This is a genomic window from Bradyrhizobium sp. USDA 3397, assembly GCF_054060965.1.
Window position 1 is genome coordinate 1,005,531 of sequence record NZ_JBSSDS010000001.1, and the last position, 15,748, is coordinate 1,021,278.

11 protein-coding genes are annotated in these 15,748 nt (G+C 59.1%); 6 read left to right on the top strand and 5 right to left on the bottom strand.

Annotated elements, in window-relative coordinates; translation table 11 throughout:
- Positions 1 to 102 precede the first annotated feature (102 nt).
- The 4 genes from ACVWYQ_RS04725 to ACVWYQ_RS04740 form a co-directional block, all read right to left on the bottom strand.
- Positions 103 to 531 (bottom strand): hypothetical protein, encoded by a 429-nt coding sequence (locus ACVWYQ_RS04725; RefSeq protein WP_271542230.1) that lies wholly within the window; start codon positions 529 to 531, stop codon positions 103 to 105.
- A gap of 14 nt (positions 532 to 545) precedes the next feature.
- Entirely contained in the window at positions 546 to 1,211 is a 666-nt protein-coding gene (locus ACVWYQ_RS04730; RefSeq protein WP_271542231.1) for a LuxR C-terminal-related transcriptional regulator, read from the bottom strand.
- Positions 1,212 to 2,074: 863 nt separating this feature from the next.
- On the bottom strand, positions 2,075 to 3,106 hold the full coding sequence (locus tag ACVWYQ_RS04735) for a hypothetical protein (RefSeq protein ID WP_456725473.1): 1,032 nt from the start codon (positions 3,104 to 3,106) through the stop codon (positions 2,075 to 2,077).
- Complete coding sequence (locus ACVWYQ_RS04740; RefSeq protein WP_456725474.1) at positions 3,084 to 4,337, bottom strand: MBL fold metallo-hydrolase; 1,254 nt, start codon at positions 4,335 to 4,337, stop codon at positions 3,084 to 3,086. Before ACVWYQ_RS04740 ends, ACVWYQ_RS04735 begins: the two co-directional genes overlap by 23 nt.
- Positions 4,338 to 4,487: 150 nt before the next feature.
- Here ACVWYQ_RS04740 and ACVWYQ_RS04745 point away from each other — a divergent pair, with 150 nt between their 5' ends.
- The 4 genes from ACVWYQ_RS04745 to ACVWYQ_RS04760 all read left to right on the top strand — a co-directional run bounded on the left by ACVWYQ_RS04745 (position 4,488) and on the right by ACVWYQ_RS04760 (position 6,818).
- Positions 4,488 to 4,646: a metallophosphoesterase gene (locus ACVWYQ_RS04745; protein WP_456725475.1), complete on the top strand. Its 159-nt coding sequence runs from the start codon at positions 4,488 to 4,490 to the stop codon at positions 4,644 to 4,646.
- An 11-nt stretch (positions 4,647 to 4,657) separates the two neighbouring features.
- Positions 4,658 to 5,212: a serine/threonine protein phosphatase gene (locus ACVWYQ_RS04750; protein ID WP_456725476.1), complete on the top strand. Its 555-nt coding sequence runs from the start codon at positions 4,658 to 4,660 to the stop codon at positions 5,210 to 5,212.
- A gap of 9 nt (positions 5,213 to 5,221) precedes the next feature.
- The gene (locus ACVWYQ_RS04755; protein WP_456725477.1) at positions 5,222 to 6,049 is read left to right on the top strand and encodes an LEM-3-like GIY-YIG domain-containing protein; all 828 of its coding nucleotides are present in this window, start codon (positions 5,222 to 5,224) and stop codon (positions 6,047 to 6,049) included.
- A 430-nt stretch (positions 6,050 to 6,479) separates the two neighbouring features.
- Complete coding sequence (locus ACVWYQ_RS04760; RefSeq protein WP_456725478.1) at positions 6,480 to 6,818, top strand: very short patch repair endonuclease; 339 nt, start codon at positions 6,480 to 6,482, stop codon at positions 6,816 to 6,818.
- Here the strand turns inward: ACVWYQ_RS04760 and ACVWYQ_RS04765 are convergent.
- Complete coding sequence (locus ACVWYQ_RS04765) at positions 6,815 to 12,946, bottom strand: DEAD/DEAH box helicase (protein ID WP_456725479.1); 6,132 nt, start codon at positions 12,944 to 12,946, stop codon at positions 6,815 to 6,817. The two genes, ACVWYQ_RS04760 and ACVWYQ_RS04765, sit on opposite strands and share 4 nt — an antisense overlap.
- A gap of 631 nt (positions 12,947 to 13,577) precedes the next feature.
- On the opposite strand from ACVWYQ_RS04765, the gene ACVWYQ_RS04770 reads away from it, so the two are divergent.
- Together ACVWYQ_RS04770 and ACVWYQ_RS04775 are read left to right on the top strand one after the other, a co-directional pair.
- The gene (locus ACVWYQ_RS04770; RefSeq protein ID WP_271542237.1) at positions 13,578 to 14,078 is read left to right on the top strand and encodes a GrpB family protein; all 501 of its coding nucleotides are present in this window, start codon (positions 13,578 to 13,580) and stop codon (positions 14,076 to 14,078) included.
- 246 nt (positions 14,079 to 14,324) lie between these two features.
- On the top strand, positions 14,325 to 15,677 hold the full coding sequence (locus ACVWYQ_RS04775; protein ID WP_456725395.1) for a transposase: 1,353 nt from the start codon (positions 14,325 to 14,327) through the stop codon (positions 15,675 to 15,677).
- The last annotated feature ends 71 nt before the right edge of the window (positions 15,678 to 15,748 follow it).

Sequence of the window (15,748 nt, forward strand, 5' to 3'; positions counted from 1 at the left end):
GGATCTGCAAGACTGTCCCGGGCAAACGCAAGGACGAGCATTCCTGCAAAATCGGGATGTCCTGTTGCTGGAAGAAAGATCGAGCGCTTTCGATGCGCATGGCTACCTTGTAGAACAAGGTCCTGAAGCCGGATGTTCGAACGTGGTCACCGCCGTGGCCCCCTCGCGACCTGGCAAGCTCTCAGCTGTTACCAAATGCAGAGTCGCCGGCTCATTACTGGAGCCCATCGGCTTTGAATTGGTGTGGCTCAACGAGCCTGCTGCCAAACTCTTGGCCATGCTCGACGCAAACAGCGCACTGACCGATTTTCTTGACGCTTCTTCGTTCTGTCCCGTGAACAGCATCCATGCATGAACCAACATGGCTTGTGCAAGAACCTGGTCCGAGACGCCCTTGTTTCGCGCTTGAGTTTTGGCGAGCTGGATGAACTCACGTGCCCAGAACAAATGCTCTCTCGTTGAGCCATTTCGTTTGGTTGTTTCGTTTTCTTGCTTGATCATTGGGATCATTCCGAAGTTGATCGGCAGCATCGATGTGGAGTTTCTCAATTGAGCGTGTGCGCGCCGAAATTGGAATCTTGCATCTTCTGAGCGGCGACAACGACCTCCAAGCGATTGCGAGCATTCATCTTTTGCATGAGGATCGTCATATAATGTTTCACCGTTTTATCGCTCAGCTTAAGGCGCGCTGCGATTTCCTTGTTCGTATTGCCACGGACCAGAAGCTTGACGATTTGCTCTTCACGGATGGTAAGGTTGATGATGGCTGCAGCCTTCCGCCGAAGCGTTTCATCCCGCAACCCCGCAATGACTTGGCTGGCAAAGCTCCGGGTGATGTAGTTTTCACCCCGTGCAACGGCTTGGATGGCTTCGATCAGCTCGCAGGACTGACCTGCCTTCAAGACGAATCCAACAGCGCCTGCGTCAAGCGCTCGAATCGCACTTGCAACCCCGACCACTCCTGTGAAGGCCACAACTTTTACGGTAGGCACGCTGCTGACTACGTTGGTGATTGCCTCGAAAGCATTGCCTGGCATACCGACTTCAACAATCAAAATGTCAGGTCTGCAGTCAGTCGCGAGTTGGAGAATATCGGGGACGGCCGATCCGGTTCCCAGCAGCTCCAAGTCGGCGTTGCGGCCAATGACGCTGACAAGCGCTTCTTGTGTAATCGGATGATGATCAACGATGGCCACCGAAATGCGACGCATCAACCCCCTCCATTTAAAAGCGAGATAAATATTAAAACAAGCGCAGAGATAAATGATTTTAAATAGAATGTAAACGGTCCGGTACCGGCAGTGGGCATGGAGGAAGAGATAATGAAGATGGGATTCGCCCTATCTCGCAAGTGCGTAAAAACTGCGAAGACTTGGCCCGGTTGATGACGTGAACACTACGGCGGAAGGATCTTTGCAATTGTGTCGGTCCCCTGGCGCGATGCCGAGACTGCATCGGGTAAACGGGGCCTCTGATTGCTCTCAGCTAGGCGGACTTTCTCTCTCAGCCTCTCTAGGTTCTCCATTGCTTTAAGCAATCTCACCAGATCGGAGACCATATGTGCCAAAGTGGGCTTGCGCGGCTTTGGAACTCGAGATTTCTGCTTCATCGCGAAACGGCTCCCTGCCAGACCGACGGAGATGTGGCTTGATCCGCAAGGACCGTGCCAACGCAAGCCGACCGATTCACGCAGAGAGGGGCTGTAGGCGGCGCGAGGTTATCGGGTGGGTGAACTCAGCGCACGGCACGTCGTGCAAACAGAAGAGGATACTTGCCATGCTACCCATGAAGCCCATGATCGTCGTGGCGGCATTGAGAGTGCCAAAGCAAAATGCGCCGATTCGTAGCTCCTCACCGTAGCTCCCCGGAACACTTCAAGCTCGCTTTCGAAAGACTGGCGAATAACCAATGGCTGGGCTGTAGTAGTTTGGAGGAGTGGATATCCCCAGGATGAGACGAGCAACGACTTCGCGCGAGCTAGCAGGAGTTGCAGCCGCGAGCCTCCGTCTTGTGAGACGTCCTCCACCTTGATCCCGGCGCTCGTGTCGGCGTAATTGCTCTCGCGAGAACCCCGTCAGTCGCTTGAACCAGTCCATTCCGCCCTCGCCCGCAAGACGTCATTCGCGAGCTCGAAGGCGCCGGGATCGCCCTTTGCGATGGTCCTCACTCCTGCCTTTTTGAGCTCCAGCCGTTTGTTCTTGATCCGGCCTTTCTTCTCATCCTCGCCGAAATCGTAGATCAGCAGATAAACGTGGGGATGAATCGACAGCTCGAGCTTCCCCTCGGCCACCTGTCTGACGAGATCATCGACCCGCCTGCCCCGGCTTTGTCCGCTGATCTCCACCAGATTCCTGCAGACTCTGACGTAGCCCTCAATCAGGGTTTCTTGGGTTTCCTTCGCCTGAAGGAACTGCTCATACTTCCTGACTTGGGCGATCACGGCTATCAAACGCTCCGGCGAAGGAAGGCTTTTGGTTCCCTTGGGAAGCTTTTCCAGGCCCCACAATTCGGGATTGTCCGCGCATTTCGCTTCGCAGAAGACCAGCTCCACCTCGTCCGGCTTTACCCGCACCAGTACGGCGATATCCATCCGCGGCGCAGACAGATCGCCGTCCTCTCCAGCCTTGGTGAAGGCAATTTCGAGATCAACGACCTTCGGCTCCTTCCTGGCGATCTTGTGCACGCCGCTTTTCTCCGGCCCGGCAAATCGCGCTGCCGTTCTGATGAGTTGCGGCAAGGTGACCTTGGACTCGTACTCTGTGTTCACGATGTCGGCAGGCTTGAGATCGAAGGTCTTTCCATCAAACGCCACATACGGATCTTTTTTCTCAAGGTCCGGCTTCACCAGATATTTGTAGTGGATAGCGAGGCGGGGCTGGCTGACAGCGCTGCCGCCTCGGTCGAAGGCAATCTTGAAGACGCTTTGACCTTTGACATATGCGTTCAGGTATCCGTTCCGGACTGCAAGCAACAGGTCCTTGCTCTCCAGAACCTCCTTCCACCAATTGTCCGCGGGGCTCGCCGCGAGCTCCTTCAAACCCGCGAGCTGCGGACTGGAGAGACCGCGCTTGAGGAAGTTCAGTTCAGACGTCGATCCATTCGCCATCGTTTGCCAATCCCACGTTGCTAAAGAGATCCGGGAATCTAAGCCGTTCAAATGTATGGATGGGGATCAGGCGCTTCGCCGCCACGGCGGCGGCAAGGCGCTTCAGGTCGGACGCTCCGGCGTGTCCCGAGGTATGAATCGTTTCGAACGGGATGCCGCGGCGCTCGCAATCGGCCCGCAAGGCAGCCCCAGCCTGGCCGGCGGCCAGATAGCCATCCCACTGCGACCAGAACACTCGCGCGCCTGTGAGCGCGTTCGCCTGCGCGAGATCGGACATCATCCAGCCCCGAAACAGCATGACCGAGCGCGGGGCGCTCCCGGCGAGTTGACCGGGCCAGATCCGAAAGCCGCGATAACCATCGACCAGGGCCGCGATCCCCTTGGCCTTCAATTGCACGCGCTGTCTTTGCGGGATGTAGACTGCGATATTCGACCACCCCGGCGCGGGTTGGGGAATGCTGTCGCGCCCCGTGGCCTTCAGCACCTCGGCGGCGTAGGCATCGATGACGAGGGTACGGCCCGTTCGCTTCACTGCGCGATAGACGGTGACCACCCGGTCGATGTTCTGGGCCGAGCATGCGACCAGGGCGAAGCCTTCAGTATGCTCGAAGCGCGTGACGAACGTCTCCTCCAGGTCCTCCTCGGACGGAAACGTCGCATCGTCAGCCAGGCGGCCGAGGCTCGATCCTTCCAACAGCATCAGGTCGATGTCGCGGGGCGGATCGCTGATCAGCGCGTCGAATAGCCTGCGCTTACGGCCGTGGGCGCGCAGATCGCCGGAATAAAACACGCGCTTGCCGCCGGACGAAATTTCCATAGCATAGGCATCGAAGCCCGAATGATCCACGAGGCGGGGTGTGATCGTGAAGGGGCCAAGCTTGATTGGTTTGCAATGCTCGAGGTAATGGCTCGCATTCAGAGCCACGCCATCGGGAACGAAATCGGCGGCCGCCCGGATGATGCTCTCGGTCGCCTGCCCCATCGCGAGTGGAATCGCAGAATTTGCCTTCGGCACCAAGCCCCAATGGTCGCGATGACCATGAGACAGAACGATACCGAGAAGGCTGGCGCTGGGCGCGGAAAGCCCTTCGACTTCGGGCAGTGGTGTTGAAGCAAGATCCTTGGCGTTCAGCGGAAGACCGAGATCGAGCAGAATTCGGGCCCCCTCGCTCTCCAACTCAATACAGCTGCCGCCAATCTCGCGCGTCCCCCGATGGATTCGCAATCTCACGACGCGACCTCGCCCCCGCTCATTCCAATCTTCCTATATTCAATCCAGACCCCGAGAAATTTACGCATTATGGAACATTTGCGAAAAATATTTGCCTAGCGAAGCACGCCCGCTGATGTCAGCTAGATTGATTTGCAATGGGAGGTCAATATGAACGAACGCATGACCTTCGCGGTTGGAGACATCCACGGATGCTTCGAGGAGCTCAAGTCACTGCTCGACGTGTGCCGAAAGAGCGCGGGCGACATCGAGCACGATTTCATAATTCTGGGCGACTATGTCGACAGGGGCCCGCCTCTGACCAGGTGATTGGCTATTTGATGCGAGAGCAGATCAGCGCCCCCTCGCAGTTCCGCTGCCTCATGGGGAATCACGACAATATGCTTTGCTGCGCCGCCGATCAGAGCCGATCCGATGCCGAGCTCATTGAGTGGTGGGCGAACGGCGGCGAAGAGACGCTGGATGCTTACGGCATAGATGACCCCTTCGATCTCCGGGCGGAGCACCTTGCGTGGATGAGAGCGCTGCCACTTCAAATTCGCGACAAGCACAGGTTGTTCGTTCATGCCGGAGTAAGACCCGGCGTTTCCTTGGAGGCGCAGTCCAAGGAAGACATGTTGTTGATCCGTGAGCCCTTCCTGTCCTCAAGGCTGTGGCACGGTGCTCTGGTGGTGCATGGCCATACGCCAACTGCAACTCGCGCCCCCGACGGCAAAGCCAATCGCATCAACCTCGATACGGAAGCCGGTTTCGGGGGACCTCTTGTGGCTGCAGCGTTTGGTCCGATACAGCTAGGGCCCCTGTTTTTTCTCAAAAGCGACGGCTTGAAGTTTGAACCGAAGTCCGAGCCGGCAACACGGCGAACTCCTTTATGAGCTTGAGAAATGCCCCAGTCGCGCCTAGCCAGCCCCATGAATTATTACGTCTATGTCTACATAGACCCTCGCAATTACGAGGAATTCTACTACGGAAAAGGCAAAGGATCGCGCAAACTCGCGCATCTTGTAGATACCACCGACAGCGAAAAGTCCAGGCGGATAAAGGCCATCCACGCAGCCGGACTTAAACCGATAATCCGGGTAATCGCGCGCAATCTGACCGAACAAGAAGCGCTGCTTGTTGAGCGCACTCTGCTCTGGAAGTTGGGAAAACAACTTACAAACATCGCGTCCGGGCATTTCGCCAACAATTTTCGTCCTCACGATAAGCTCCATTTGGAGCTATCTGGCTTCGACTATAACGCGGGCGTTTACTACTACAACGTAGGCCATGGGCTCGTCCGAAAGTGGTCCGACTTCGTGGAGTTCGGTTTTATCTCGGCTGGGCAAGGTGCGCGTTGGCGAGACGCTATTTGCCAGTTCAGTGAAGGCGACATCATCGCGGCCTACCTCAAAGGGCGAGGATACGTGGGCATAGGGCAGATAGTTGCGCGCGCAAAACCGGTTCGCGATGTCAAAATCAAGAACAAACCACTACTGAGCCTTGGGCTCTCCAGCAAAAAGATGGACCGCAACGTTGAATCGGACGAGCTATGCGAATACGTCGCCTTGGTAGATTGGATAAAGACAGTCTCCTACTATCAGGCGAAGAGCGTGTCCGGCAAAAACCTGTTCACAACAACACATGTACGCGCCTCGCTAGACGGGCAACCGAAGACAAAGGCTTTTCTTGAGAAATCATTCGGCGTCGATTTCGCTAAGCTAGCGCGTTAGCAACATTGGCATCCGTCGCCGCCACGGACCAAGAGATCAAGTACTTAGGTGGCGCCTCTATCCGTAACAACAACGCTTCGGTCGAGGCGGCTTCTATACCCCGCCGGACCGGCTCGTAGTTTGTCTCCGTAGCTACTCACGAGCGTCTAGCCCGCACTATCAGAAATTGGCGATGCTCCAATGGCTTATCAATTTGGGTGCGGAGGAGCGGTGATCCGCCAACGGCCTCGCAACCGCTTTCGCCGAAACCACATCAGTGCGATAACTATCCCTTCGCAACTTGCTCACCAGACACGCATGAAACAGCGCGGTTCAAGAACCCAAAAGGGCCTTAGCGTAGGTGCTGTCAGGTCAAAGCAAAGCTATCGCTCCCATCGCTCGTGGACGATGGCGCAAATCAAGTCAAAAAACACCACGCCCGAGCTCAAGCGTGAGGCGCGCGGCGCACGGATTAGGACTGCGTTTCCGGCTTCATAGCAAAGATCTTCCTGGCAAGCCCGATCTCGTCTTCCGGCGGTGGAAAACGGCGGTGTTCGTCCACGGCTGCTTCTGGCATCAGCACCATTGCAAGAGAGCGCGGCAGCCCAAGACCAACATCGACTATTGGACAATGAAGCTGAAGCGCAACGCGCAGCGCGACAAGTCGACTGTCAGGATCCTCAGAAAGTCCGGTTGGCGATGTGCGGTCATCTGGGAATGCCAGGCGAATGATCCGGCAAAACTAGAAAGGATCCTCCGTCGCATTTTCGCCCAGGGCCAGCGGGGCTAGTCGGCAACGTTGGCACGGAACGGCGGCGCGGGAGCCCGGTCGTTGGCCATCTCCAACGCGCGGAGCGGCCGTCGCTCAAGATCGAATGTGTCGATCGGGATCGAGCGCGTGCCAGGAGACGAGACGCCCAACCGGCTGAGAAGCGTCGGATCGGCGCGCCAAAGCGGGTGGATGACGACCAGCCTGCGGTTCACGCGTTGCTGGCCGTCGGTTTCGACGAGGCATGGCAGCCCCACGGCCCCCGCACGCTCCGCCCGCCAAAACTTAGGCCGCATCGACACCACCGTTTCTGCCAGCGCGCGCGCCTTGGTCAGCCATCCCTTTAGTTCCGGATGGGATCCGAAGTCCCCGTCGAGCCCGCACTGGAAGTCAGGGTCCGTCATCGCGCGCAGATACGCGAGCCCGAGCCGCCAATCGAGAAGCGGATGATAGCGCCGGTTCTGGTACTGCTGGATGCACATGTAGCACGACGTCGAGCACTGCGCTTCGTGATCCGCGTCCATGAAGTCGACAAGCGGCCATTCATCGGCCTTCTCTAGGATTTCGTCGATCAGGCGCGCGATGTCAGGCCGGCCGTCGGCGCCCGTCTGGCAAAGCCGCCGGCAAAGCCCGGAGCCGTTGATCAGCGTGTCGGCGATTTGAAGCAGCGGGCGCCCATGCCTAAGTCGCGGCTCCAGAGCTTCGAATTCGTCCGGCGCCACGTCGAGTTCGAGCGCGGCCTTCTGCACCAGCAGGTGTGTCGCACTGATGGCCGCGGCTCGAGCAGCGATATGCGTCCGGTCACCCGCTTTAGCGACGAGATCGATGCTGAGCCGCTCGTTGAACCGGATGGCCTCGACGAATACGGCGTCCGTCGCCTTGCGCGCGAAGAGGCCGAATTGGCCGATGCCGTCGTCGGTCTTCAGGAAGCGCCGGTTCTTGTCCTTGATCGACACGCTGGTGTCGATGGCCTGCTCCGGAAGGTGGATGCCGCGTGGGAACGTCGCGACCTCCTGATCGGTCATGATGTCCACCTCGAACAGCTGCTGCTCGCCGAGCTCGTTCGGACGGCCGTCGTTTAACTGCATGATGGTCGTACCGGCGCCCGCGTGCACCCGGATGCTTCCGACATCCTGCGGCTTGCCCTCCTTCGCGACGGTCGCGACCGTCCTTGTCGACATCACGCCGACCTCGTCGAGATCGCCATCCTCAGGGCGGAAATCGGTCCTGAAGGCGGAGGGCGAGATGTAGTGTCGGAACTCGCCGGGAGAGACGTCGCCGCGGCAATCGTCGCATTTGACGTTTACGGCAGGCCGCTCACGTTCATGCTTGGCGGCACCGCACGCGACGCACCAGCCGACGAACCCGTACTCGCTGATCCAATCAGTCATGGGAGGCTGGACGACGACGTTCCGTCCCCTCCGCTCTGGATCCAGGAGACTGCCGGTGAAGCCGATCGCCTTGTGCTTCTCCTTGTCTTTCACAAGGAGGCTCCCAGGTGCGAACTCGAAGATCGCCATCTCCAGATCGCGGTCCATCGAAAGCCACGACAGTTCCTCGTCCGAGCCACTGCCTTTCGTAAGCATTCCCAGGTAAAGATTTCGAACGCGGGTGGGCATCCCGTACATAGGCAGCAGCCCCTGCTCGGCCAGGAACTGCGCCAAGCCGGCATTGTCGCGAGGCGCCGCGTCCCGCCTCGCCATGATTTCGTCGAGCAGCGCTTCGGGCGCGGACGCCGCGAGTAGCCGCGCTCTTTGAGCACTATCCAGAATGGCGGAATTGACGAAGCCGTCGCGGACATGCTGCGTTTGGCGAAGGGCCGCCAGCAACCGATCCGGCCAAGGAGAGCCGGCGATATAGAACGGCCCCGTCGGGATGTACTCTCCGTGGACGTCCGGAGGCACCAGGTCGTCGCCTGGAAAAGTCTCGCCGCGCGTGATGCAGTCGTCGCGGACGACCGCGAATGCCGCCCGCAGCCAGACCTTCCTGAGAAGCCTGTGCGGTATCGGATCGTGATCCACGGCGAGGAACGGCGGCGGCGGCGCATCGCCGGTGATTGATTCAGGATGGCGGAAATAGAACGCGTCGTGGCTGCGCCCGCGGCAGAATGTCGTCACGAACGAGAACGCCTGGCCGCGGCGCCCTGCCCGGCCGACGCGCTGTTGATAGTTGAAGCGCTGAGGCGGCATGTTGGCCTGGTACACCGTCTGCAGTGAGCCGATGTCGATGCCTACCTCCATCGTGGTCGTCACGGACAGCATGTCGATCTCTTCCGCCAAGCGGCCGACCTCGTTGGATTGTCCGACGAAGATGTCCTTGAAACGCCGCAATCGATCCGAGAAGTCCTCGGTCTGACCGCTTAACTCCTCGCACTTCAGGCGGAAGCGCTTGATGCCCTGGTCATGTCCCCGGACGATGCGCCGGCCTAGGAAGTTTGAATCCCACAGCGCATCGACCGTCCCAGTCGGATTGTCAGGCAGCGGCATGTAGCAGCGGGTGCATATCTGCTCGCCGCGATGCAGATGGACACGCTCGCAAGACACGCACCTCCAATACGGGTCTCCCGGCTGCGCCACGCGCAGGTGAAGCTTTCCGACCTCTATCACGCCGCCGAGGTGACCGATCGCGGCAAGGTCGTCGAGGACTTGCTTCAGGCCGTTGTCGAACGAGGCTCCGAACACCTTGTCGGCGAACCGCCGCACGCGGTTGTTCTTCGGCACGGCTTGCGGCCTGTCCCAGGTCATGTAGCTGTGGACGTCAAAGAACTTGCCTTCCCGGACCCTGGACGCGCTGGCGAACACGCGCAGCCACGCGTCGAGCTTGCGGGTCGCTTCCGAAGAGTCACGCGAAAGCGACGGATACGCGAGCCCGGTCTCCTCAAGCGCAAAAAATGTGTTCGCGAAGATCACGTCCTCCACAAGTTCGTACTGGTTGGTCATGATCTTCCGCTCGAGCTCGAGACGCCGGTCGGCCGGAAGCTGGGGCGAGAATTGACTAACGCCGGCCGTACGGACGAATGCCTCCCACCAGGGCTTGTTGTCGAACTTGGCCCTGCCGACCTCGTCGAACGGATGGATACCGAGCCCCACGAATTCGGCGGTGATGCGCGATAGCGAGCGGTCCCTGCTGCCGTATTGCAGAAGGTAGTCAAGACGGATCTTCTTCGAGCCGAGGTCGATATCCTTCAACTCGTCCTCGATTCTCGTCCACTCGGCCATGCGCGCCATCATGGCCATCATGTCGCCTTTGAGCTCGGCGTAGACCCGCTCCTTCTCTTTGTCGGTGACGTATTTCGCCTGAGCCTCGGCAAGGCATTCACGCGCGGCGGTGACCAGAATCTCTCGGCGCAGGTCCCGAAGATGAAGGCGCTCGATCTCCAGTGACTGGTTTGCGGCGTCCTGCCGGCTGTCGGAGAACACGATGCTCTTCGGCTCCGCGCCGATCGCGTGGAGCAGTTCGAAGAGCTCCGTGGCCACCATCTGCGACGCCTTTCCGACACCGGTCCGGAAGGCCCTGACCGGGGAATTCGCGCGGCCGGACCGCGGCCGCAACGAATAGTCCGTGCCGCACTTCGGGCAGCAGAAGGGCTGCGCCATTCTCAAACGGTCGACCTGCCCGCGCGAATTCGTGATCGCGGCGTCCGTCTGAAAGTAGACATGCCCGCCGATATGGCCTGCCGGGACGTCGTCGCGCTCGGTCACGGCTCCGGACGATGGGTCCAGCGCCGCCTTGGTCCAGTGGTCGTAGCCGCGCTCGGAGGTCCGGGGGTCAGCAGTCTTCGGCCAGAAGACCGCGAACTGCGCCCAAGTCATCTTGTCGTAGTATTCCGAACCGACCTTCTCCGGGATGGCCTCGAGATCGGCCGCGGAAGGCAGAAGCTCCACGACATTAGTGTTGCCGGCAGACGAGCCGCGCTGCCCGCCAAGAAGAAGCTCGCCGCATGCCTCGCAATAGAGAAGCTCGAAAAGCCGGCGGCCGCGGGCCGAGTCCGCGGACGGCTTGCCATGCGAAACGCCTCGCTCGATCGTCAAGTCGCGCACGCGGATCCCCTCGTTGCCGAGATCGACCGAACCGAACAGCCCCTCGACGTTTCGGATGAACCCATGGAAACGGAACGATGGAAGCCCGATCGGCGTATCGGCCACGTAGCCGTCGCTCTCGGGCAGCGCACGGGCCAACATCAGGCCGCGCAGAGCCTTCGCCGCGTCCTTCGCTCCGAAGATCTTTTCAGCGAGTCGGTCGATCGACGTCGCCCTAAGATTGCCCCCTGCGATGCAAGCGCTCGTCAAAATCTCGGCCGCGCGGCGCGACAGCTTCTGCACGAAGTCGGAGGCGGCGGAGTCCAAACCGAGTGCGACGGCGACGGCGCTGAGCGCGGCTTTGACGCTATCGGATCTCGGAACGTCCCTGATCAAGCCTTCCGCCTTGGGATCCGAGGCATTGACTAAGTTCTCGAAAGGCTCGCGAGGGAGCCTGACGAGCGCGATCTGGTCGAGGTGCGGTTTGCCGGGCACGACGCAATCGCGCCAGAACGCAGGATCCTGGGTGCCTGAATCGGCTGGGCCTTGGCTAGTGCCGTACGGCGCGAATAGATCGCGCAGATATCTGAGACTGTGGCGTTCGTTCTCCTCGTCGAGCGGAAGAGACGCGCTGGAAGCCAAAATGCGCAGCTTATGGAGCTTGCTTGGGTCATCGAGCCCCAGGCGCTGCAGCAGCGACTTGATGAGGAAAGACACTTCGGTCCCGGCCGAGCCGCGGACGAGATGCAGTTCGTCGATGATAAGGAAGAAATACGAGTCCGGATCGCTGGCGAGCCACTGACGTGTCGCTTCGAAGACCTTGTCCTCCACTTCGCGCGACAGCATCGTGCCCAACATCGAAGCGTTGGTGACCAGGATGTCGGGCGGCGCCCGATGCATGTCCCATCGGCTCACCATCTCCCCGCCGTCGACCGACGGGAAGATGAATCTCGTCGGCTCCGGCGGCTTCTTGCCGGTGTCTCGCGCTTTCCGGCGCTCCTCGGCGTCGTGCTGCCGCGCGGCGTCCTGATCGCTCTCGAACCCACGCATCCTATCCCTAAGCTCGGCACCGCGCCTCGCCCTGCGCGCCTTCTCACCTTTATCCTGCGATTTCCGCGGATGCTTTTCGTATCCAGTGACGGGCGTCGAGCTCGTGTATTGCCCGAAGAAGATCCGGTTGCCGGCGAACCGCTCGTCCATCACGGCTCGGGCCTCGTCGGAATCGAGCGTGCGGCGCAAGCGGACCATCTGATCGTCCACGAGCGCGTTCATCGGATAGAGAACGATCGCGCGAAGCGCCTTAGGCCTTTGCTGGCTCTCATGGCGGCGCATCTGGACGAACGCGTCGCCGCCGGCCCACCAATTCTCCTGCAGAAAACCAGGTCCAGGCGCAGGCCACTTCACCGCTTCGTTGGCGATGGTGGCCAGGACCGGCAACATGAAGCTTTCGGTCTTTCCCGAACCTGTGCCAGACGTGACGACGCCCGGCTGTCCCGGCTTCGATCCCCGAAAGAGCATTTCGACCTGGTGGATGTACGGATTGTACGTCGACTTCTTCCTGATCGGGCCATTGACATCCTTGCCGTCGAACAAGCCTGATAACGCCAGTTCGACGAAAGCCTCGCGTCCCGCCTGCGACAGATGGCTCAAGCGCGGGTCATCGATCACTTTCTCCAACGGATGGTCGTACTGCTGATAGCGCGGAACGGGCTCGATGAACGGTGCCGTCGCCAGAGCGCCGTCGGACTCCAGCAGGCTTCTGCGCTGGCCGGCAGTGTCGGCGCTCGATATACGGAACGCGGTCTCAACGTATGAAATGAAGAAGTCCTTGATGCGTTCGAAGCCGCCGATTGGATCCCTGAGGACATTATTGAAGCTGTGAGTGGTTTCGCTCACCACGCGGAAGTTATTTGGCACGTTCCTCCTCAACCAGGATCCCTCACTTCCAACGATCACTACGAGGTGGTTCACCATGTAGAAGGAGATGAGGAGAAAGGAGAGCGGCTTGCTCAAGAAGGTGGAGAACCAAGAACGGCCGGTGAGGCGCTCGCGTTTTTCCTGGCCCATGAGCTGAAAGCTCTCAAGGAAAACGGAAATGCTCCTGTGAGGAGTGGCGGACGCCTGCCTCACTCGACCATTGCCTATATCGCATTCGACCTGCTTCAGAGCTATATCGTGGCTCCGCCGGGCCCTTACCTCCGTCGTCTTCTCCAAGGGCTCCTGAAGATATCTACTGCAGCGAATGAGACAGTTAGCTCGTATATATCTCGTGAGAAGGCAGCATATATACTGGCCCAAGCCCCAGACTTAAGCTTGAGCTCCATCGCCGGTTTAGTAGACGTCGATCGAACGAACGTCTCCCGATGGACAAAAGAACAGAAATTTCAGGCTCGAATATCTCAATTGCGCGAGTATATGAAGTCACCGCAATGGACGCAGCTCAGGCAAAAGAAAGACCGCTTCAAATTAATCGAAGCACCTCATCAACCTAAAAAGTGAAAAACGCTTTGAAGGATACTCCCTCCTCCAAATCGCCTTGATAGCGTTCGTTCTTTTGCGGCTCAGATTCATAGCTACGGTTGAAAACTACGATCTCGGGCGCCCTGCAGCGTCCCGCACCCAGTAAGTGCCGGGATGTCGGCTTTTCCAGCCAGAAGCGGACTAAGTTCTGAGAAAGCCGGGATGCCCGATTCTGACCCGGAGCGGAAGTCAACCGGCGGCGGTCTTTTCGTAGGTCTGCATCTCGGCTAGGATTTGGCGCATGCCGCTCACCAGCCCAATACGGCACTATGATCCGAGGTGGCCGCAAGAATATGCGAAGGAGGAAGCGCGCCTGCGACCTGTCTTCGGATCGGCTCTGGTGGAAATCCATCACGTTGGAAGCACCGCGGTGCCCGAATTAGCCGCGAAAGGCGAAATCGACATACTTGCGGTGATCACTCTCGCCGGAGCGATAAAAGATTGGACGCAATCGCTTGAAGAGTTGGGCTATCGACGCGGAGGTGATCTGTCGGACGGCCATCATTTCTTCAAACGCGATGTGGCCGGTCTCCGGGCGCACAAACTTCATATCTGTCGGGAAGGCCACGCGCAGATCGATAGAATGTTGCTTTTTCGAGAGCACCTGCGAGAGCACCCAGTGGATCGGATGAGATACCAAGAACTAAAGCTTAAGCTGGAACGGGACAATACTGGCGGCATTCAAGAGTACCTCGCCGCTAAAGAGCCATTCATCAGCAAAATTCTCTCTGGCCTCGCTTGATCCGCTGCAATCCTCGATCTGAATTGCACCGTAGTGCGGCGAGCCGTCAAACTCATACTTGACGACGTACCTGATGCGCGCGACCGACTTCTTCTTGGCTATTCGCAGGTTCTCCTCACATCGTCCCATTTCATAACAGTCAACTCGCCCTATGTCGCCTAAGGGGCCGATTTTGTTGAAAAACGCGGCAGTTGCGACTCAAGGATAGCAGTGATTCAGTCTGTCTAATTGGCAGGACTGAAGATCATGATGGGGCATCAGCAAGTCGAGCAGGCTGCGTTGTTCTATGAGTTCTCGCTCGAGAAGCATATTCCCTCCGACCATCTTTTGAGATCGGTCGACAGGTTCGTCGACCTGCAAGAGATCAGGCGGGAGCTGGCACCTTTCTACAGTAGCATCGGCCGACCTTCGATCGATCCCGAGCTGATGATCCGGATGCTCCTGATCGGCTACTGCTTCGGCATCCGGTCGGAGCGGCGCCTGTGCGATGAGGTTCACCTCAATTTGGCCTACCGGTGGTTCTGCCGGCTCGGTCTGGATGGGGCGGTGCCGGATCATTCGACCTTCTCCAAGAACAGGCATGGCCGCTTCCGGCAGAGCGACCTCTTCCGTCGCGTGTTCGAGAGCGTGCTGCGCCGCTGCATCGAGGAACGACTGGTCGGCGGTGAGGGATTTGCGGTTGATGCGAGCCTAATCAAGGCCGATGCCAATCGGCAGAAGGGCATCGAAGGCGATAAGGGACTTCCGCCGGAGGCTGCCGGCCGAGCAATCGATGAGTATCTGGCTGTCCTCGATGATGCCGCGTTCGGAGCGGCGACCGAGGTTACCCCGAAGTTCGTATCGCCCTCCGACCCGGCGGCGCGCTGGACGGGGGCGCACGGTGGCCAAGCGTTTTTCGCTTATTCGACGAACTACCTGGTCGACGTCGAGAACGCGATCATCGTCGATGTTGAGGCAACGACGGCGATCCGGCAGGCGGAGGTATTGGCCGCCAAGCGCATGATTGAACGATCGCTGGAGCGGTTTGATCTCTATCCGAGCCGGCTACTCGGTGACAGCGGCTATGGCTCGGCCGAGATGCTCGCTTGGCTGGTCTATGAGCACGGCATCGAACCGCACGTTACAGTCTTCGATAAGTCCGCCCGCACAGACGGTATCTTCTCGCGCGACGACTTCACCTATGACCATGCTGGCGACATCTATCGTTGCCCTGGTGGCAAAGTTCTTACCACCACCGGAACGTTGGTGAATGATGGTGCCACCATGCTTTACCTCGCCAGCAAGCGCGATTGTGATCGATGCGCATTGAAGGCTCGGTGTTGCCCCAAGCAGGCATCACGGAGGGTGCCGCGCTCCATCTACGAAGGCGCTCGCGACATGGCGCGCCAGATCGCCAAATCGTGGGAGGGAGGCACCTCGCGCCGGCTTCGCAAGAAAATCGAGATGTTGTTCGCCCACCTCAAGCGCATCCTCAAGCTCGACCGTTTGCGTTTACGAGGCCCGAACGGCGCGCGCGATGAGTTCATCCTCGCGGCCACCGCCCAGAACCTTCGAAAGATGGCCAAGCTCATCCCGATGCCCATCGCGAGGCTCGCATAGGGTCGATGGAGCAGTTCGGTCACGTCGCGACGGAGCTATTACAACAAAATACTGCCGGCCTTTTTCAACGG